The 18,945-nt window shown below is 39.1% G+C and carries 20 protein-coding genes and 1 pseudogene; 6 read left to right on the forward strand and 15 right to left on the reverse strand.

Translation table 11 applies throughout. The annotated features are described in order from the left end of the window. Window positions 1-142: 142 nt before the first annotated feature. From nrdE to nrdF, 3 genes are read left to right on the forward strand one after another with little or no spacing between them, the layout of a single operon-like run. Window positions 143-2,302, forward strand: a complete 2,160-nt coding sequence (gene nrdE / locus SRT_RS07080) for a class 1b ribonucleoside-diphosphate reductase subunit alpha (RefSeq protein WP_128833566.1) — start codon at window positions 143-145, stop codon at window positions 2,300-2,302. A gap of 50 nt (window positions 2,303-2,352) precedes the next feature. Further along, the gene (locus SRT_RS07085; protein ID WP_128833567.1) at window positions 2,353-2,739 is read left to right on the forward strand and encodes a nuclear transport factor 2 family protein; all 387 of its coding nucleotides are present in this window, start codon (window positions 2,353-2,355) and stop codon (window positions 2,737-2,739) included. Between the two features lie 11 nt (window positions 2,740-2,750). After that, window positions 2,751-3,710: a class 1b ribonucleoside-diphosphate reductase subunit beta gene (gene nrdF / locus SRT_RS07090; protein ID WP_002268821.1), complete on the forward strand. Its 960-nt coding sequence runs from the start codon at window positions 2,751-2,753 to the stop codon at window positions 3,708-3,710. Between the two features lie 114 nt (window positions 3,711-3,824). Here nrdF and SRT_RS07095 read toward each other — a convergent pair whose 3' ends face one another. From SRT_RS07095 to SRT_RS07120, 6 genes are all read right to left on the reverse strand, one after another. Beyond that, window positions 3,825-4,967, reverse strand: coding sequence for an acetylornithine transaminase (locus SRT_RS07095; RefSeq protein WP_128833568.1), 1,143 nt, complete (start codon window positions 4,965-4,967; stop codon window positions 3,825-3,827). Between the two features lie 139 nt (window positions 4,968-5,106). Further along, a complete protein-coding gene (gene argB / locus SRT_RS07100; RefSeq protein ID WP_128833569.1) occupies window positions 5,107-5,844 on the reverse strand; it encodes an acetylglutamate kinase in 738 nt (245 codons plus the stop codon). A gap of 28 nt (window positions 5,845-5,872) precedes the next feature. Next, window positions 5,873-7,066: a bifunctional glutamate N-acetyltransferase/amino-acid acetyltransferase ArgJ gene (gene argJ / locus SRT_RS07105; RefSeq protein ID WP_128833570.1), complete on the reverse strand. Its 1,194-nt coding sequence runs from the start codon at window positions 7,064-7,066 to the stop codon at window positions 5,873-5,875. Window positions 7,067-7,222: 156 nt separating this feature from the next. Continuing rightward, the gene (gene argC / locus SRT_RS07110) at window positions 7,223-8,245 is read right to left on the reverse strand and encodes an N-acetyl-gamma-glutamyl-phosphate reductase (RefSeq protein ID WP_128833571.1); all 1,023 of its coding nucleotides are present in this window, start codon (window positions 8,243-8,245) and stop codon (window positions 7,223-7,225) included. Window positions 8,246-8,380: 135 nt separating this feature from the next. Next, window positions 8,381-9,070 (reverse strand): CPBP family intramembrane glutamic endopeptidase, encoded by a 690-nt coding sequence (locus SRT_RS07115; protein WP_128833572.1) that lies wholly within the window; start codon window positions 9,068-9,070, stop codon window positions 8,381-8,383. Window positions 9,071-9,086: 16 nt separating this feature from the next. Beyond that, window positions 9,087-9,410 carry a DUF3169 family protein gene (locus SRT_RS07120; RefSeq protein ID WP_128833573.1) on the reverse strand — a complete coding sequence of 108 codons (324 nt, stop codon included), beginning with the start codon at window positions 9,408-9,410 and terminating at the stop codon, window positions 9,087-9,089. Between the two features lie 139 nt (window positions 9,411-9,549). Between SRT_RS07120 and SRT_RS07125 the strand changes: the two are divergent. Beyond that, a pseudogene (locus SRT_RS07125) lies at window positions 9,550-10,655 on the forward strand (IS3 family transposase). Here the strand turns inward: SRT_RS07125 and SRT_RS07130 are convergent. From SRT_RS07130 to SRT_RS07170, 9 genes are all read right to left on the reverse strand, one after another. Next, entirely contained in the window at window positions 10,652-11,044 is a 393-nt protein-coding gene (locus tag SRT_RS07130; protein WP_223213934.1) for a DUF3169 family protein, read from the reverse strand. The pseudogene SRT_RS07125 and the gene SRT_RS07130 overlap by 4 nt on opposite strands. A 25-nt stretch (window positions 11,045-11,069) precedes the next feature. Continuing rightward, window positions 11,070-11,282, reverse strand: coding sequence for a helix-turn-helix transcriptional regulator (locus SRT_RS07135; protein ID WP_128833574.1), 213 nt, complete (start codon window positions 11,280-11,282; stop codon window positions 11,070-11,072). Between the two features lie 9 nt (window positions 11,283-11,291). Further along, complete coding sequence (locus tag SRT_RS07140) at window positions 11,292-11,492, reverse strand: hypothetical protein (protein ID WP_128833575.1); 201 nt, start codon at window positions 11,490-11,492, stop codon at window positions 11,292-11,294. Between the two features lie 413 nt (window positions 11,493-11,905). After that, window positions 11,906-13,288: a sensor histidine kinase gene (locus tag SRT_RS07145; RefSeq protein WP_128833576.1), complete on the reverse strand. Its 1,383-nt coding sequence runs from the start codon at window positions 13,286-13,288 to the stop codon at window positions 11,906-11,908. Next, on the reverse strand, window positions 13,279-13,938 hold the full coding sequence (locus SRT_RS07150; protein WP_128833577.1) for a response regulator transcription factor: 660 nt from the start codon (window positions 13,936-13,938) through the stop codon (window positions 13,279-13,281). Before SRT_RS07150 ends, SRT_RS07145 begins: the two co-directional genes overlap by 10 nt. 41 nt (window positions 13,939-13,979) lie before the next feature. Beyond that, entirely contained in the window at window positions 13,980-14,762 is a 783-nt protein-coding gene (locus SRT_RS07155; RefSeq protein ID WP_197702785.1) for a TraX family protein, read from the reverse strand. A 94-nt stretch (window positions 14,763-14,856) separates the two neighbouring features. Next, window positions 14,857-15,603, reverse strand: a complete 747-nt coding sequence (locus SRT_RS07160) for a lantibiotic immunity ABC transporter MutG family permease subunit (protein ID WP_128833579.1) — start codon at window positions 15,601-15,603, stop codon at window positions 14,857-14,859. After that, window positions 15,603-16,352 (reverse strand): lantibiotic immunity ABC transporter MutE/EpiE family permease subunit, encoded by a 750-nt coding sequence (locus SRT_RS07165; protein WP_128833580.1) that lies wholly within the window; start codon window positions 16,350-16,352, stop codon window positions 15,603-15,605. Before SRT_RS07165 ends, SRT_RS07160 begins: the two co-directional genes overlap by 1 nt. Window position 16,353: 1 nt before the next feature. Beyond that, window positions 16,354-17,055 carry a lantibiotic protection ABC transporter ATP-binding protein gene (locus tag SRT_RS07170; RefSeq protein WP_161940069.1) on the reverse strand — a complete coding sequence of 234 codons (702 nt, stop codon included), beginning with the start codon at window positions 17,053-17,055 and terminating at the stop codon, window positions 16,354-16,356. A 181-nt stretch (window positions 17,056-17,236) separates the two neighbouring features. Between SRT_RS07170 and SRT_RS07175 the strand changes: the two genes are divergently transcribed. Next, on the forward strand, window positions 17,237-18,193 hold the full coding sequence (locus SRT_RS07175) for an ABC transporter permease (protein WP_128833582.1): 957 nt from the start codon (window positions 17,237-17,239) through the stop codon (window positions 18,191-18,193). Continuing rightward, window positions 18,187-18,936: an ABC transporter ATP-binding protein gene (locus tag SRT_RS07180; RefSeq protein ID WP_128833583.1), complete on the forward strand. Its 750-nt coding sequence runs from the start codon at window positions 18,187-18,189 to the stop codon at window positions 18,934-18,936. Before SRT_RS07175 ends, SRT_RS07180 begins: the two co-directional genes overlap by 7 nt. Window positions 18,937-18,945: the final 9 nt, after the last annotated feature.

The raw sequence follows: 18,945 nt of genomic DNA on the forward strand, positions 1-18,945 counted from the left end.
CTAATGAACTGGGGAATGTCTCACAATTTGCTTTGGCAATTAAACTTTTTTACCCTTGCGTTTTGTCACTATATTTTAAAGAAAGAGGTTGGGAAATTTCCAACCCCCTTCTTATGTAAAAAAATAATAAGGAATTAGATAGATGAGTTTAAAAAATCTTGGCGATATCTCTTACTTTCGCTTAAACAATGAAATTAATCGTCCTATTAATGGACAAATTCCACTTCATAAGGATAAGGAAGCTTTGGAAGCTTTCTTTAAAGAAAATGTCAAGCCAAATACCAAGACATTTGACAGTATTACTGATAAAATTCAGTTTTTAGTGGCTAATGACTATATCGAAGCTGAATTTATTGCTAAATATCAGTCGGAATTTATTGAACAGCTGTCTCAGGATCTTCATGCTTATGATTTTCAGTTTAAATCATTTATGGCGGCTTACAAATTTCATCAACAATATGCTCTAAAAACCAATGATGGGGAAGAATACTTAGAAAGCATTGAAGATCGCGTACTTTTCAACGCCCTTTATTTTGCTGATGGCAATGAGAATTTAGCTCATGACTTAGCCATGGAAATGATTGCCCAGCGTTATCAGCCTGCCACACCTTCTTTTCTTAATGCTGGACGCAGCCGCCGCGGTGAATTGGTTTCTTGCTTCCTTATTCAAGTGACTGATGATATGAATTCAATCGGACGTTCGATCAACTCCGCTTTGCAATTGTCCCGTATTGGGGGAGGCGTTGGGATTTCCTTAAGTAACCTGCGTGAAGCTGGTGCTCCTATCAAGGGATTTGCCGGAGCTGCATCTGGTGTTGTTCCTGTTATGAAGCTGTTTGAAGATAGTTTTTCTTATTCTAACCAACTCGGACAGCGTCAAGGTGCCGGTGTTGTTTATTTAGATGTCTTCCATCCAGATATCATGGCCTTTCTTTCAACCAAGAAGGAAAATGCTGACGAAAAGGTTCGTGTTAAGACACTTTCTTTAGGTATTACCATTCCTGATAAGTTTTACGAATTAGCTCGCAGGAATGAAGACATGTACCTCTTTAGTCCCTATTCTATTGAACGTGAATATGGTGTTCCTTATAACTATCTTGATATTACTGAAAAATACGATGAATTAGTCGCCAACCCTAAGATTATCAAAACAAAGATTAAGGCTCGCGATTTGGAAACTGAAATTTCTAAATTACAGCAGGAATCTGGTTATCCTTACGTTGTCAATATTGATACAGCTAACCGCTCCAATCCAATTGATGGCAAAATTATCATGTCCAATCTCTGCTCGGAAATCCTTCAGGTTCAAACACCGAGTCAAATCAATGACGCGCAAGAATTTGTTAAAATGGGAACCGATATTTCCTGTAATCTTGGTTCCACAAATGTTGTCAATATGATGACCTCACCTGATTTTGGTCGTTCTATAAAAGCCATGACACGTGCTCTGACTTTCGTTACAGATTCATCACATATTGATGCTGTCCCTTCTATTAAAAACGGCAATAAGCAGGCACATACTTTTGGACTTGGTGCTATGGGACTGCATTCTTATTTGGCACAAAATCACATTGAATACGGCAGTCCTGAATCCATCGAGTTTACTGATATTTACTTTATGCTTATGAACTATTGGACTCTAGTAGAATCCAATAATATCGCTCGCGAGCGTCAAGAAACATTTGTTGGTTTCGATAAATCAAAATACGCTGATGGTACCTATTTTGATAAGTATGTGACGGGACAGTTTGTTCCAAAATCTGACAAAGTTAAAGAACTTTTTGCAGACCACTTTATTCCACAAGCTGCTGACTGGAAAGCCCTTCGTCAAGCTGTTATGAAAGATGGTCTCTACCACCAGAATCGTCTTGCCGTTGCTCCAAATGGTTCTATTTCTTACATTAATGATGTTTCTGCATCTATTCATCCTATTACCCGTCGAATTGAAGAGCGTCAAGAAAAGAAAATCGGAAAAATTTATTATCCAGCAGCTGGGTTGTCAACAGGTACCATTCCTTATTATACTTCTGCCTATGACATGGATATGCGTAAAGTGATTGACGTCTATGCCGCAGCTACACAACACGTTGACCAAGGCATGTCATTGACACTCTTTATGCGCAGTGATATTCCACAAGGCATTTATGAATGGAAAACAGAGAGCAAACAAACCACACGTGACTTGTCTATTCTGCGCAATTACGCCTTCAACAAGGGTGTCAAATCCATCTACTATATCCGCACCTTCACTGATGATGGTGATGAAGTTGGTGCTAATGAATGTGAAAGCTGTGTGATCTAGAAGAATTTTTATGATGAATATAATACGTTGGTAAAAAAGGAAGTATTACTATGTCACTATTAGACAAAAACAAAGAAACTGCAATACAATTTTACAAAACAGCCTTTGAAGGTAATCCACGACAAGCAGTAAAACAATATGTCGGTTCAGAATACCGTCAACATAATCCCTTAGTTGAAGATGGAACTACAGGATTCATTGCTTATTTCGAGAATATGGCTACAAAATATCCTGACAAATCTGTTAATTTTGTTCGCAGTATCGCTGAGGGGGATCTTGTAGCACTCCACACGCATCAAATTTGGGGCGAGCCAGACAACAAAGAATACGTCACAATGGATTTCTTTCGCTTTGATGATAAGGGAAAAATCATTGAACATTGGGATAGTATTCAAGAAGTAGTAACTGATACCAAATCAGGGCGTACGATGTACTAAGGGAGAAAAACATGACAACTTACTATGAAGCAATCAACTGGAACGAAATCGAAGATGTCATTGACAAGTCGACTTGGGAAAAATTAACCGAGCAATTTTGGCTGGATACCCGTATTCCTCTGTCAAATGACTTGGATGACTGGCGTAAATTATCTGCCGCAGAAAAAGACCTCGTTGGTAAAGTTTTTGGCGGCCTAACATTATTAGACACCATGCAATCCCAATCAGGTGTGGAAGCTATTCGCGGCGATGTTCGCACACCACACGAAGAAGCTGTGTTGAACAATATCCAATTTATGGAATCTGTTCATGCTAAATCTTATTCTTCTATCTTTTCAACCCTTAATACCAAATCAGAAATTGAAGAAATTTTTGAATGGACTAATAATAATGAATATCTGCAAAAAAAGGCTAAGATTATTAATGAGATCTATGAAAATGGAAATGCTCTCCAAAAGAAAGTCGCTTCCACTTTCCTCGAAACTTTTCTTTTCTACTCAGGTTTCTTTACACCACTCTACTACCTTGGTAACAATAAACTAGCCAATGTGGCTGAAATCATTAAGCTTATTATTCGTGATGAGTCTGTTCATGGTACCTACATTGGCTACAAATTCCAGCTTGGCTTTAATGAATTGTCTGAAGAAGAACAAAGCGAATTTCGTGATTGGATGTATGATTTACTCTACCAACTCTATGAGAATGAGGAACTTTATACCCAAACACTCTATGATCCAGTCGGCTGGACTGAGGAAGTCATGACCTTCCTGCGTTATAATGCCAATAAAGCACTCATGAATTTGGGACAGGATCCTCTTTTTCCAGATACCGCCAATGATGTCAATCCAATTGTCATGAATGGTATCTCGACGGGAACATCAAACCACGATTTCTTCTCACAAGTCGGTAATGGTTACCTGCTTGGTTCTGTTGAAGCCATGCATGATGACGATTATCTCATGGGAAAATAAGCCAATCATTATTCAAATAAATTAAAAAGAAGAAGCACTTATCAAATGTCTCGCTTTAGAGCTAGGTATATTGATAAGTGCTTCTTCTTTTTAATTGTATTGATCACTATTATTTTAGCAATTATGCTGTTCAAACACCTCCTGTAAAATCATTATGCCTTGATTGATCTCATCCTTGGTCAGAGTCAGCGGCGGTAAGAGCCTGATAACATTGGTTCCTGCTGTCAGGACGATCAAACCTCGGTCGCGAGCAGCCTCAACCAGCTGACAGAGGTCAGCCGTCGTTTCAATGCCTATCATATAACCCAGTCCGCGCACTTGAATGACTTTATCAGCAGCCTGCAAGGCAGCTGTGAGCTGCTCTTGTAAATAATGAGCATTCTCCCGAACCTGTTCTAAAAAACCTGCCTTAGTCATAATATCAAGAACGGTTGAACTGGCTGCCATGGCTAATTTATTGCCGCCAAAGGTTGAACCGTGCGAACCGGGACCAAAGGCACTGCCAAACTGCTCTTTTGCCAACATGGCACCGACAGGGACACCATTGGCTAAACCTTTTGCCAGCGTAAAAATATCTGGCTCAATACCATAGTGCTGGAAAGCATAGAGCTTGCCAGTCCGTCCCATACCTGTTTGCACCTCATCTATGATAAGCAGCAGACCATTCTTCTGACAGTAATCAGCTAATGCTGTTACGAAGTTATGCTCAGCAGGCAGTACACCAGACTCTCCTTGAACGAGTTCCAGCATAACAGCAGCTGTGTTTTCTGTCACCAAAGCTTTCACACTGTTCAAGTCATTGAAAACGGCATAGTGAAAATGCGGGACAGCATCACCAAAACCGACTTTGATTTTATCCTGTCCTGTCGCTGACATGGAGCCAAAGGTCCTGCCATGGAAGGAATTCTGAAAAGTAATAATCTCTTGCTTGTCTGTTGCCTTACGGGCAAGTTTGATAGCCGCTTCATTGGCTTCTGCACCGCTATTGCAAAAGAAAGCTAAGTAATCCTTATTAGCCATCAACTTAGCAGCTACTTCTTCTTGCAAACTATTTTCATAAAGATTGGGCGTGTGCCAGATTTGCTCAGCCTGTTTTTGCAAAGCAGCTTGAACTTGCGGATGAAAACCAAGATTGGTCACACCGATGCCTGTTGAAAAATCGAGGTATTTTTTTCCTTGTGTATCAAAGAGATAATTACTTTCTGCTTTGGCAAACTCAAGATCTGCTCTTTTATAATTTTGAAATAAGTTACTCATAACCAAAATAGTGAGAACGAATAGAAAGCAGAGAATTTTAGAGCATAAGTACTATAACAATTAATAGAAAGCACCTTTTATGATGCTACTTTGCCTTAACTGAATTCCTGCCCTTCTATTCAACTCCAATTCCTTTCTATTAATCTGCTGTGATAAACGTTCCTGTCAACAAATTATCCCCAATTAAAACCTGCCCGACGCCTGCGGCTACTGTTTTAGCAGCGCTCTCAATTTTAGGAATCATACCACCAGTAATAACAGCTGCATCAATCTTTTCTTGGACTTGATGACTTGTTATCTTTTCCAGCACAGCCTCATTTTCTAAAACACCTTTAACATCGGTCATCAAAATCAGCTTGTCAGCTGCAAGTGCTACCGCTACTGCTGTCGCTAGATAATCAGCATTGATATTGAGCATATCCCCTTCTTTGGAATAGCCTAAAGAAGCAAGGATAGGAATCTGCTCGTTCTCAAGGAAACCCTCAATGACCCTTTTATTAATATGCGTCACATCGCCAACATAGCCATAGGTATCTTTATCTAGATAATCAGCAGCCACCACATGCTTGATGTCCGATTTTAGCTGCTGACAACTGATACCTGCCTGCCTTAATTTTTCCTGTAAATTTTTTCCAACCAAATCAAGAAGAGCATGACTTACCAAAACCATGTCGTCTTTACTGGTGACACGCAAGCTATTGATTTTTTTGACTGCAACCTGATTTTCTTCCATTAGTTTATTAATAGCAAAGCCACCGCCATGGACGATAACAAGCTGTTTGCCAGCATCCTGCCAGTCCTTGATCTGACTGAGAAAATCCCCACTCAGCTGTTGACTGGCTACTCCGCCAATTTTAATAACAATAATATCTTTCATTCTTTTCCTTTGCTAAATAGCTCAGCTGCTAGGTCCGATAGAGAGCATTGATTTTGACATAATCATAGGACAAATCACAACCCCAAGCCCTACCAACACTGTCCCCTGCATGCAAATCCACAACAATCGTAATGGCATCTGCCTGCATGACATCCTGCATGTCTTCCTCATCAAAACCAACAGGACTAGAAGCTAGCATGACTGGAATGTCTGCCAGATAAATATCAATATTATCCACAGGAACATTGACACCAGCATAGCCAACCGCCGCCAAAATACGGCCCCAATTAGGATCTTCACCAAAAATTGCTGTTTTAACAAGGCTAGAACCAACAACACTTTTAGCCATCATACGAGCATCTAAACTATTAGGAGCATTAATCACTTCAACCTCAATGAGTTTAGTAGCACCTTCACCGTCCTTGGCAATTTTCTTAGCCAATTCTTGCATGACAAAATGAAGCATAGCTGAAAACTTATCAAACTCCGGTGTATTTGGCAGTATTTCCTGATTTAAGGTACAGCCATTAGAGAGGACAAGGACCATGTCATTAGTTGAAGTGTCACCATCTACTGTAATTTGATTAAACGTCGTTTCAACATTTTGACTAAGAGCCAGCTGCAGCGTTTCGCTTGAAATGACAGCATCACAAGTAATAAAGGCTAGCATGGTTGCCATATTAGGGTGAATCATACCCGAACCCTTGGCGACACCTGCCATAGTAACCTCATCACGACCAAATTGCTCTGTTACAGCCACTGTCTTAACTTTTGTGTCTGTCGTCAAGATAGCTTGCGCAAAATCATCTGAATTCCCATTAACCACTAATTTAGAAAGGCCTTTTTGCAAAGTATCCATGGGCATCAAGTCACCGATGACGCCTGTTGAAGCAACACCAACCAATTCAGGAGCAATCTTTAGTTTCGTCGCTGTCCATTTTTGCATGGTATAAGCATCTTCCATTCCTTGAAGACCTGTACATGAATTAGCAACGCCTGAGTTAACAACAAGAGCTTGCATTTTTTGAGCCTTTGTCACAGACTCTCTGGTAACAATCAGCGGTGCGGCAATGACTTTATTGGTTGTATAAACACCTGCCACACTTGCTGGTACTTCTGACACAATCCAGCCAAAATCTTTTTTTCTCTTTTTAAAACCAGCATGTAAGCCATCTGCTGAGAAACCCAAGGGGCTAGCAATATTCCCATCAATTATTTTCATATCGTAAACTTTCAACCTCCTAACAAGCAGCACTCTTGCAAAGTAATATCTTAAAAGATGGCTCTCCTCTAAGACCAAAACAAGCACACTCAATTGTTTTCATTGCTCATCATTTTAAAGTTGATGAACTGAGGTTCTAATCCTTTCTTATCCTTTTTATAAATAACTAGGTGTCATCGGGAAGCCCTCTGTCTCATCCCATCCCATCATCAAATTGAGATTTTGGACAGCCTGACCAGCTGCTCCTTTAACCAGATTATCAATAACTGAAATGACTGTTAGAACATTGGTTACTGGATTATAAGCAAAACCAATATCACAAAAATTTGAACCAATGACATTATGCAATTCTGGCAAGTTCTGCTGCAAGCGGACAAAAGGCTTATCTGCATAAAGATCCTGATAAATTTTACTAATGGCTTCATTGCTCAAAGGCCGCTTTAAAGTCACATAACAGGTTGCCATAATACCGCGATTAACAGGCAAAAGCGAGCTTGAAAATTGGATATGTTCCAAGTTCTTATCAAATCGTTTCAACTCTTGGACAATTTCAGGGATATGTTGATGGCAGTTTAACTTGTAAGTAACGTAATTATCATGGACATTGACAAAATGACTGGACTCTGACAAGGCCTTGCCTGCTCCTGTTAGCCCTGACTTAGCATCCACGATGATATTATTTACATCAATAACCTCGGCCTGCACCAAAGGAAGCAAGGCTAATTCAGTTGCTGTCGCATAACAGCCCGGATTAGCAATGAATTTCTTTCCTTTAACATCTGTCAATTCGGCCAGAGCGTATGTGAATTTATCCAAAGAGGCTTGCTCAGCTGCTGCTTTCTTATACCATTTTTCATAAATAGCAGCAGGCAGACGATGATCTCCAGAAATATCAATGACTGGAAAATCTGCTGCAATGAAGTCTTTAGCTAAATCTTTAGCAACACCACTGGGGGTTGCAAAAAAGACCAAATCAGCTGTCGCCATTATTTTTTGACTATCAAAAGATTGAATTTCTAAATCACAAACTCCTTTTAAATATGAATAAATATCAGATAATTTCGTTCCCAATCCCTTAGTAGCATGGACAGATACAAGCTCAACTTTCTGATGACCAGTCAAAATTCGGACTAATTCTAACCCACTATATCCAGTAATTCCTACAATTGACGCTTTCATACTTATTCACTTCCTTTATAAAGATGTTGTTTATTTTATCGTATATTTATTCATAAGTCAAGTTGAAAATGAATAAAATATAAAAAGTATCCAGTGATAAACTAGATACTCTATTCGTATAATATTAAAAATGTTTCATTTCAAAGCTATGAACAGGAAATAAAGCGCCATAGGCAAATTATTTAAAATATGAACAAGCATGGAATCTTTAATGTTGCCCCGACGCTGATAGGCTAAATATAAGATAGCTCCGATACAGGCATAAAGGACAAATTCAAAAAGTGTTGTTGCGTGCGGAAAGGCAAAAAGAAATGTTGTGATGATACCTGCTAAAACCTTATGGCTATGATTAAACCAAAGATGACTAGGAAAAGCACGATAAACAAGTTCTTCAATAATAGGTCCAACTATGCCAACTAAAATCACATACAAAAGTGCATAGAGTAAGAAACCGTTTTTGAAGAAAGCCGTTAAACTTTGCAAAGCTGCATCATTGGTTGTCGTACTTTGTCCAGACAGTATTTGATTGATTAAAGTTCCTGTAATGGCAACTACTCTAGCAACTAAGAAAAATAGCAGAGCAATACAAATGTCTTTCGCTGTCATTTTCTGTTCTCCCACTTCTGCTGACTCATGCTTTTTGTGAGCCTGCCACAAGAAGTAAATGACCAAAATAATTAAAACAATATAAGCTAAGCCTAACCCCCACTTAGCAGGCAAAGATAGTTTGTTTTGATACTGCAAGAGATACATAGGAATAATATTACAAACAAGTGATAATACAATCAATCCAATAACTTTAATACTATTTAAAACAATTTTCATTTTAATCTCCTCTGATTTATTTATAATATTCTCTAGTCATTTTGAAACTCTTAATCATGATATAAAGATGAATACTCGTCGCTACTAAAATTCCTGTCAACTCCACCTCTTGTGTGATGAAGGACCAGAAGAAAAGAATGAGGTAAATAGCAGGTAAAATAGCTCCACTTAGATTCATGACAATATCAAAAGACATTTTGTAGTTGGTCTCTAACTCCGCTTCATCCATCTGCATGACATTATGCTTTAGCTCTTTCAAAGTTGGAACAAGAGGCATCTTAATGTCACGAATACGATTATAGACTTTGAGAATGTAGGATTGAAAAACAGCAGCAATCATCAGAAAAACAAAGTCAAGTATCGGGAAAAAGAACTCTGCCTTATCCTTACCAAAAGTTAATTTAAAAGATTGAATCGGTTACACTAAACTAGACAGAATCTATAAAGTGTTCTACACTAAAGAAAAGAGGAGAACAGATATGTCTAGAAAAATTCGCCGTCATTTCACAGATGAGTTTAAACAACAAATTGTTGACCTTCACAATGCAGGTATGAAGCGAAGCGAGATTATCAAAGAGTATGACTTGACCCCGTCTAGCTTTGACAAGTGGGTTAAACAAGCAAGAACAACTGGTTCCTTCAAAACTGTTGATAATCTGACAGATGAACAGCGTGAGCTGATGGAACTCAGAAAACGAAATAAAGAGCTTGAAATGCAGGTTGATATCCTAAAGCAAGCGGCGGTGATTATGGCACGAAAAGGGAAATAATCACCGCTAACAAGGACAAATACAGCATTTCAGCCATGTGTAGATGTTTAACTATTCCGCGTTCCAGCTATTACTACAAAGCTGTAGAGCCAGTATCTGAGGCACAACTTGAAGAAATGGTGAAGCGCATTTTTCTTGACAGTAAGTCCAGGTACGGCGCTAGGAAAATCAAGAAATGTCTGGAAGCACAAGGGATCACCTTGTCTCGCCGTCGGATTCGTCGCATCATGAAGAGATTGAATTTGGTTTCTGTTTACCAGAAGGCTGCCTTCAAACCGCAGTCTAAAGGGAAAAATGAAGCACCCATTCCAAACCTCCTAGCCAGACAATTCAACCAAGAAAATCCTCTTGAAGCTCTTGTAACAGACTTGACTTATGTCCGTATTGGTAAGCGTTGGGCTTACGTTTGCTTGATCATTGACCTCTTCAACCGTGAAATCATTGGCCTAGCCCTTGGTTGGCACAAGACCGCCGACTTGGTCAAAGAAGCCATTCAAAGCATCCCTTAAGCTCTGACCAAGGTCAAACTCTTCCATTCTGATCGTGGTAAGGAGTTTGATAACCAGCTGATAGATGAGATGTTAGAAGCCTTTGGCATCACCCGTTCGCTGAGTCAAGCGGGTTGTCCTTATGATAATGCGGTAGCTGAGAGCACCTATCGCTCCTTTAAGCTTGAGTTTATCAACCAAGAAACCTTCCACTCTCTGGAAGAATTAACCCTTAAAACCAAGGATTATGTCCACTGGTGGAATCACCATCGCATCCACGGCAGTCTCAATTACCAAACACCAATGACTAGGCGAGTCATTGCTTAATAAAAACACTTTATAAATTTTGTACAGAAAAGTGTTGCCTTTTCAGATAAAATGAGACTAACCATAGCAGTCACTGTCGCCACACCGTTAAACACTGTCGCACAAGAATGTTTGCGATTCATAGCTCGATAAAGTTCCTCTGAGTCATTATCGTCCATTGTTTGATATTGCTTGAAATCTCTTAAGACATTAACGATATAAACCACCGATACAAGCAAGGAAATCAAATACAAGGTTCGCAAAGCAATCACAAAAACAGAAATGACAGACGCCTGCGTAAAGGGCAAGCCATTTTTATCAATGTTAAAATACGCTATCCCAAAGCCAGTGGCGCCTCCAATAGCAGCTCCTATAATTCCTCCAATAAACAGCTGTTTGAAAAATCTCATTACATTTCCACTTTGTTTTTCTGTTTCATTTCTCTTCCTCCACTAGACTAAAGACATTTTCCACAGGTTCACCAAAAATTTTGGCAATCTTAAAAGCAATGACAATAGAAGGTGTGTATTCATTGCGCTCAATCAGACTGACTGTCTGTCGGGAAATGCCTGCTAATTTAGCAAGTTGGGTCTGATTGATGCCATCTCTAGCACGTAGTTCTTTAAGTCGATTTTTAAGTTTAATCATGGCACTCTCCTATTTGGGAGCTATTGTTTGAATGGATTTGACATCATCAACATGGACATATTTATTGATTTCACTGCCCTTCCTATTGGTCTGTGACAGATGAAGCCATTCTTCATCTGTATCAATAATGGTCCATTTTGAATTGCCAAGATCATCTTCTAATTGAACGACAACCTTTTGCCCAACCAAATTCGTAATAAGACGTGACATAGTATTTTCTTCCTTGTTCTTTTTGTCTATTCTTTAACTTTTCTTGCTAATTGCCTGACCTTACTTGAGCTTGTCATCCACATGATAAGGGCCATTATACCAAATAGACTAAATATACCAAAGTATTCCATAGCTCACTCCTTTCCATCAGCATGTTTTAGGTCAAACTAAGTTCCAACACTATAAAGCAAGTTTCTAAGCCAACTTAGAATACCTTTCAAAAGGATATTTCCCATTCAACAGACAACTGATCTTTTATCAGGACTTTCTCGTATTTGTTCTCCTTACAAGTAAAGTGTAACATATCTTTTATTTTTGACAAATATCATAGTCAAATCTAAAAATAATATGCAAAAAAACGGAAATAAAATGATTTCCGTTTTTGTTTATAAAAGATAGTAATAAGATAAAGTTTACATTTTAGCCAGTGGTAAGGCGACATCAACTCTGCCGCTGGCTGTTTTAGCATCATTGGATAAGCTCAAGCTTCCTCCATGCAAACGAATGATGTTATCTGCAATGGTTAAACCAAGACCGCTATGCTTGTGATCATGACGGCTGGTATCATCTTGGAAAAATTGCATCTTTGCTTTGTCTAAGGCCTCTCTTGAAAAGCCTTGACCGCTATCTAGACAAGTAAAGTGAAACAGCTCCTTTTCCAGATGACAGACTAATTGCAGCTGACTGTCTTGGGGACTATGCTCCACTGCATTGGAAATAATATTCATCAGTGCACGCGCCAACAATCTTTTATCCCAATAAGCAGTGAGCTGAGCATCGGACAAATCAGTGGAAAACTGAACCTTTATGCCTTTTGTTGCAGCAAGGGATTGGCTGTTTTGGGATAATTCTTCTAAAAAGGCTGCGACTATTATCTTTTCAGGGTGAAAATCTTGTAATTGGTTGTTTTTAGCTAGATAGGACAATTGCTGAAGATAGGTCTCTACCTGCCCAATATTTTTTAAACTGTAACCAACAAATGCCTCTTGAGTCTCTGATAGCTCCGTTTGCTTGAGCAGTTCCGTATTCCCTTTAATGACTGTCAGCGGCGTTTTAATATCATGTGTTAAGGCAGCTATTTGATTTTGCTTCTCTTGCTCCACTTGCCAGCTGTACATCAAGGACTCTCTCAAGGCTGCTCGCATGGTATCCAAGCTATTTAAAACTTGATTAAATTCCTTAATATCAGATGATTGTACTGTGAAATCCAAATCTTGCTTGGCTATTTTCTGCGTAGCAGCAATAATCGGGGACAATTGTCGCTGCAGCCTGCGGGCAAAGAGTATTGTCACCAAAGTAAACACAAACAATACCCCAAGCCCTGTCAAAATAAGCAAGAGCATCGTCACATTAGGAAGATACTTATTCATCCAGGCAACTGAATAATGTGCTTCCAGTCGATAATTGACAATGCAGACCTCCTTCTGACGTTTAAAAACCATGAAATAACCGTAGTCTGCAGAGTTGACCGCTTTCCCAGAATAGCTAGCTAAAGCTTGCTTCTGCAGCTTCTTAGACATGTTGCTTTCTTTGATTTTGCCATCTTTGGTTATTAAAAGATAAGTTGTGTCTTTGGGCAAACGATTGGCTTGAAAAGTATCAGCTTTTTCAATTTTATCTTCTAAGCGTTGTAGTTTTTGCTCAGTTTGGTTGGCAGGAATGACAAGGTTAGTCTTGAGACTAATGACAAAAGCAAGCCAAACTAGGCATAGTAAAGCAATGAATGCCAAACTAACTGTCGCAAAATACTGGGTAAAAATCATTTTCAAAGAACGATTTGATTTTTTTAATTCCATTTATAGCCTATCCCCCAGACCGTTTCAATGGGCTCAAGCCCAATAGTTCTAAACTTAGCCCGAATATTTTTGATATGCTCTGCTATAGCCGCAGGTGTTCCCCGTTCTTCATAAGCATACAAATAATCATAAAGCTGATCTTTAGAAAAAACCTGACCGCGATGTTTAGCCAAGTGCTCGCAGATCTCATATTCTGATTTAGTCAAATCCAAGACTTGGTCACTAACCCTCACCTGCTTGCTGGATAAATCAAAATAAACATCTCCTAAAAGCAAAGCTGCATGGTGCTCGCGCCTTTCTCGACGCAAATGCGCGTCAACACGCGCCAATAACTCTTGCACACCAAAAGGCTTACAAATATAATCATCTGCTCCATAACTAAGCCCCGTGACAACATCTTCTTCCTGTGACTTTGCTGTCAAAAAAATAATGGGGCAGTCCACCAAAGGACGAATCTTCCGGCAAAAGCTAAGCCCATCGACATCCGGCATCATGATATCCAGTAAAATCAAATCATAGCGTGCCAGCTTCGAACGATCAACCTGTTTAGCACTCGTAAAAGTATCTACCAGATAATTCTGCAGCTGTAAGGTATTTTTTACCAAAGTCACAATATCTTCTTCATCATCAATTACTAAAATACGTGTCATACCATACTTCCTTCCATATTATGCGTACCATTTCTATCATATCACCCATAGAGTAATACTGACAAGCTGTAAAGCAAGTAAATATGCAGCGGATAGAAAATATAAAAGAGATGTTTACTGCCTTTACCTCGTTGGCCATTGTACATAAGCATGAGCGGCGCTGCAAAAATTTCCATCCACTCCAAATTAAGAAATAAAAATGCGTGAAGCGTCAGCGGAGCACCTCCAAGAAAACCACGACCTAAATTAACTATTAGAGACACAATGACAAAGGCAAGAACTTCCCTTTTGAGTGTTTTTCGGCAGAGATACATGGCAATGCCTACAATCAAAGTCACCGTTCCACCGTCCATAATGGAAAGATGCAGTGGCAGGACAGTGAAATTGAGCAAGTTAACAAAGAACATCCCCAGTTGATTACCAGAATCCATAAAGATGCGGTAGAAAGGCATGAAAAGAAAAGGCAGAAGAATCGGAAAAAGAAGAGTCGGAATGCCTCGAAGGTACTTCTTCTCCTCAATCCATGCAATCCCTTGTAAAGCAACCAACAAAATTGCAAATGAGGACAGCATCATGTTTCTTGGAAAAAAGCCATCCCCACGCACCAAAGGATGAAGCCCATTATGAAAGCCAAACTGAATAAGTCCCATGGCAACAGCTAAGCCATAAATTTTTAGGAAATATTTTTTGCGGTCATGCGTATGGATAAACCCTTCAATAATAGCAAACAAGAATAAAGGAGCCGATAATCTCCCCAGCTGAGTGAACCACAGCGGAATTTTTCCTGTGTAGACAAAAAAATAATGAATATGGTCTAGCAACATTAGCACCAAGGCAATGTATTTGAGATGGAAGCCCGTCAGCTTTTAAATTTTTCCATAAATAGAACTCCTCTTATCAGCAAATAAATAGACGACCCTATTCCCCACTGCTACGCCCCTGCCATCTGTCGAACCAAAGAAGACTGATAAATAAACCAAGTAAGGTTGCCGGACAAGCAACTTCCAGCCAAAAGAGAAGTTGCTGGGTAAAAATAGGATTTTGATCTGGGTACTGCAGCATTTCAAACAAGGTTCCCATCAACCGTGCTGGCCAAGCAGCAGGCACAAATTGCCAGATACTATCACCTAATCCTGTTAACAGCAAGGCCGAAACCAGAACTTCAAAAATGCCTAGGCCAATCGTTGCCCCGTTACCAAATAAAAAAGCAATAACCAGATGCAGTAAATATAAAATAACTGTTGATGCTATCAAAAGTAATCCCGCATAACCGTAAAAGGCAAGATAAGGGACATCTGCTTTTGAACGATACAATAGACCAAAGACAGACAAAGCTAGACAAACAGCGATAATTTCCATCAGCATAAGACTGACAAGCTTTATAAAATAAAGAACTTTTCGTTGACTATTTGCTAGGACAGTTTGAAAATGACCAGCTTCCGCCTCTAATTCAACAGCTTTGCTGCAAATAATAGCAATGACTAACGGAAAAGCAATCCCCAGCACTTGTAAATAACCACTCGTAATACTCCCCCAAGAATAAGCAGGTGTCACCAGACCAAAGACAGCCGTTAAAACAGCGATGCTAACTGGTAAAATAATATGTATCCAAGGTAAAAAGGTACGGTTATATTTTAAAAACTCTGCACAAATCAATTTAACCATTACTTGACCTCCTGTTTTTCAAACCAAAGAGCCGTTAGCCAGGTCAGTCCTGCAAAGAGGGTAAGCGCCAAAGTTAAACTGAGCATAATAGACCAGTTGCTGGTTGCTAATAGCGGTGCTGCGGCTTCTGATCCAGCTTTCAAACCATTGGGATATATTTTCATAAGGGGTATCATCAATCGTATACCCCAAGCATAAGGACACAGCAACCAATAAGCAGTCGTTGAAAAAGCAATTCCCAAAATAACATTAGCTGTGAAATTGACTAACACGGTGATAACTAAGCCCAATTTCTTTGCTAGCCATAAACAAAATGGAAGCTGCCAAAGTACACTGAGCAATAAGACCATAGAAGCAAGAAGCATTTGACTAATAAGGTAAGTTTCTCCATAATGAGGAAAAATAAAATATTTCAACAAGACTAAAATAAAACAATGCAAGAAGCTGCTCAGAGTCAAATAATAAGCCAAAGTCAGCACTTTATTTATCCAAAATTTTCTTAAAGAAATGGGCAAAGGAAAGACTGCTCGATAATGCAGCTTTTTTTCTTCGTAAGTATTTATTAAAGCAGCAAATAAGGCCAGCAGCCCTGGAAAAATCATGACATACCACCAATTATAAGCATTCGTAATCAAATACTGAGGTACCATAAAACCATGTATTACTACCAATAGTGGACCAAGAAATAATAATTTCTTTGCCATCGTACGCTTCAGTTTTAATCTTTCTGCCTGAAACATGCCCAGCATATCACTTACCTCCTCGATATTTCATCACAACCTCTGTAAAGAGTTTTTCCAAGTCTTCATCTTGGTGAATCTTCTCCTGATAACCCAGTACGCCATTAGAAATGATACCAATATGATCCGCTGTCATCTGAATCTCAGATAAGATATGACTGGAAATAATGACTGTAATTCCTTGTGTAGGGAAGGATAGAATGAGTTCACGCAGCTCCTGAATACCAATAGGATCAAGGCCGTTGGTCGGCTCGTCTAAAATCAGGAGCTTGGGACGGTTAAGCAGAGAAATCGCAATTCCCAAACGCTGCTTCATGCCCATAGAAAACTGTCCTGCTCTTTTTTTACCCGTATTGGTTAGATCCACTATTTTTAAAACCTCATCAATGCGACTGTCAGGTAAACCCAGCATCAAGGTTCTTACCTTTAAATTTTCACGCGCAGTCAGGTTTTCATAAAGCGGCGGTGATTCAATCAGAGCCCCGATATTTTCTAAATCCTCGCGACTCCAATCGTGTCCATCTATAAGAATGTGACCAGATGTCTTTCTCAGCATTCCTGTAACCATTTTAAGTGTTGTTGACTTGCCGGAACCATTAGGGCCCAGCAAACCATAAATTGAATGACGTTCAACTTTCAAATTTAATTGGTTAACCGCTGTTTGCTTCCCAAACTGTTTGGTTAAATTTTTCGTCTCTAGCATATAATCCATCATGCCATCCTCCTTCTCTGCTTTCTAGTTATAAAAAACAAATTTAAAGATTTTATAAGGAAAGTTATTTTTATTTTAAACCCTATAAAAATTTCTTATGCCCCAGTCTAATTTTTATTAATTATGCAAATAATTTGACTGGTAGTATAATGAGGAAAATAAAGAAAGGAGATGATTTTTTTTGAAGACTGCAAAAGACTATTATCGTTTATTTTTCACTAGTTCTGCTATTTTACTGACGATTTTAGCACAGCTTCTCATTCCTAAATCTGCTGTCAGTTTTACTAAAATCCAGCCTTGGTATTTATATTTTCTTTGGATTTCTTTTGCCCTTTCGCTCATAGCGGCCCTTTTCAGTATTGTAAGCCATAAAAAAGGAAACTTTTATCACAAAAGCTATTTTATTGGCACCAGCTATTTGGCATTGGCTATCTATAATCTTGTCACTGAAAAGTTGGGCTTACTACCTGAGATTTTCTTTCCCAGTCCCAATAAAATTCTAGCGGTCTTTGTCAAAAGTGGTCCTTTTATTCTAAAATGTGATCTCTTTTCACTGCGGTTACTTGCTATTTCGTGGGCTGTCGGAATTGCTTTAGGTTTATTAACAGGTGTTTTAGTTGGTTGGTTTACCTCCTTTAATTACTGGTTAGATCCAATTGTCAAAATTCTAGGACCGATTCCATCCACAGCCTTTGTTCCTCTAGCTTTAACGGCTTTTCCTACAAGCTTTGCAGCCAGTATTTTTCTGATTAGTCTTTCTGTCTGGTTTCCTGTAACAATTTTAACCAACTCCGGTATTCAGAATGTCAAAAAGACTTATTTTGAAGTTGCTGATACTCTTGGAGCTACAACTTTTCAAAAGATTGCTCACGTTGCTTTTCCAGCCAGTCTGCCCAATGTTTTTGTCGGTATTTTCAATGGTGCCTGTACCAGTTTTATAACCCTGATGACAGCAGAAATGCTGGGCGTTAAATACGGTATTGGCTGGTATATCAACTGGCAGAGAGAAGTCTTAGGCTATGCTAATGTCTATGCTGGACTAATTACTATCGCTGTTACTTTTAGCTTGATTATTACACTTCTTTTCAAGGTTCGTGACAGATTACTCTCATGGCAGAAAGGATTTATTAAATGGTAGGATCTCTCAGGATTAATCACGTTCAAAAGATCTTTAAAGCAACTAATGATGCGCATACAGAAATTGAGGCGCTGCATCAGATTAATACGGATATTGATGCTGGTGAATTTATTTCGCTTGTCGGCCCTTCAGGAAGCGGCAAAACAACTCTTCTGCGTATCATTGCAGGTCTGGAGAAAGCCAGTCAAGGTGAGGTTTGGCTGGATAATCAGATAATTACCCAACCCTCGCGAAAGCTTGGCTTTGTCTTTCAAGAAGCAACCCTTTATCCTTGGCTAACTGTTTATGATAACATCGCCCTAGGTCTAAAGTTGAATAAAGAAAAAGAACGTCTGACAGAAGTTAAAGATTATATCAATTTAGTTGGACTAAGTGGTTTTGAAAAAGCCTATCCTCATCATCTATCTGGTGGTATGCAGCAACGGGTCAATATTGCTAGAGCATTGATTAATAATCCTGATGTCTTACTTCTTGATGAGCCATTTGGCGCTTTGGATGCCTTTACCAGAAGCAAGATGCAGGCTGATCTTATTGATATTTGGCAAAAACGCAAAATTACTATGATTATGGTAACTCATGATGTCGAAGAAGCTGTTTTTCTCTCTGAGCGCGTGTTTGCCATGACACCAAGACCAGCTGTCATTAAGGAAAAGATTGCAGTTGACTTGAAAAGACCAAGAGAAAGAGATTCTCAGAACTTTATTGCTATTAAAGAAAAGATCTTACACATATTGAATTTCTAAAGAAAAGAG

The organism is Streptococcus troglodytae (assembly GCF_002355215.1).
Lineage (GTDB): Bacteria > Bacillota > Bacilli > Lactobacillales > Streptococcaceae > Streptococcus > Streptococcus troglodytae.

What these genes read in the sequence shown, in the direction of transcription:
- nrdE (WP_128833566.1), top strand. Translation starts at nt 143, where the DNA reads ATGAGTTTAAAAAATCTTGGCGATATCTCTTACTTTCGCTTAAACAAT.
- SRT_RS07085 (WP_128833567.1), top strand. Translation starts at nt 2,353, where the DNA reads ATGTCACTATTAGACAAAAACAAAGAAACTGCAATACAATTTTACAAA.
- nrdF (WP_002268821.1), top strand. Translation starts at nt 2,751, where the DNA reads ATGACAACTTACTATGAAGCAATCAACTGGAACGAAATCGAAGATGTC.
- SRT_RS07095 (WP_128833568.1), bottom strand. Translation starts at nt 4,967, where the DNA reads ATGAGTAACTTATTTCAAAATTATAAAAGAGCAGATCTTGAGTTTGCC.
- argB (WP_128833569.1), bottom strand. Translation starts at nt 5,844, where the DNA reads ATGAAAGATATTATTGTTATTAAAATTGGCGGAGTAGCCAGTCAACAG.
- argJ (WP_128833570.1), bottom strand. Translation starts at nt 7,066, where the DNA reads ATGAAAATAATTGATGGGAATATTGCTAGCCCCTTGGGTTTCTCAGCA.
- argC (WP_128833571.1), bottom strand. Translation starts at nt 8,245, where the DNA reads ATGAAAGCGTCAATTGTAGGAATTACTGGATATAGTGGGTTAGAATTA.
- SRT_RS07115 (WP_128833572.1), bottom strand. Translation starts at nt 9,070, where the DNA reads ATGAAAATTGTTTTAAATAGTATTAAAGTTATTGGATTGATTGTATTA.
- SRT_RS07120 (WP_128833573.1), bottom strand. Translation starts at nt 9,410, where the DNA reads ATGATTGCTGCTGTTTTTCAATCCTACATTCTCAAAGTCTATAATCGT.
- SRT_RS07130 (WP_223213934.1), bottom strand. Translation starts at nt 11,044, where the DNA reads ATGAGATTTTTCAAACAGCTGTTTATTGGAGGAATTATAGGAGCTGCT.
- SRT_RS07135 (WP_128833574.1), bottom strand. Translation starts at nt 11,282, where the DNA reads ATGATTAAACTTAAAAATCGACTTAAAGAACTACGTGCTAGAGATGGC.
- SRT_RS07140 (WP_128833575.1), bottom strand. Translation starts at nt 11,492, where the DNA reads ATGTCACGTCTTATTACGAATTTGGTTGGGCAAAAGGTTGTCGTTCAA.
- SRT_RS07145 (WP_128833576.1), bottom strand. Translation starts at nt 13,288, where the DNA reads ATGGAATTAAAAAAATCAAATCGTTCTTTGAAAATGATTTTTACCCAG.
- SRT_RS07150 (WP_128833577.1), bottom strand. Translation starts at nt 13,938, where the DNA reads ATGACACGTATTTTAGTAATTGATGATGAAGAAGATATTGTGACTTTG.
- SRT_RS07155 (WP_197702785.1), bottom strand. Translation starts at nt 14,762, where the DNA reads ATGTTGCTAGACCATATTCATTATTTTTTTGTCTACACAGGAAAAATT.
- SRT_RS07160 (WP_128833579.1), bottom strand. Translation starts at nt 15,603, where the DNA reads ATGGTTAAATTGATTTGTGCAGAGTTTTTAAAATATAACCGTACCTTT.
- SRT_RS07165 (WP_128833580.1), bottom strand. Translation starts at nt 16,352, where the DNA reads ATGCTGGGCATGTTTCAGGCAGAAAGATTAAAACTGAAGCGTACGATG.
- SRT_RS07170 (WP_161940069.1), bottom strand. Translation starts at nt 17,055, where the DNA reads ATGGATTATATGCTAGAGACGAAAAATTTAACCAAACAGTTTGGGAAG.
- SRT_RS07180 (WP_128833583.1), top strand. Translation starts at nt 18,187, where the DNA reads ATGGTAGGATCTCTCAGGATTAATCACGTTCAAAAGATCTTTAAAGCA.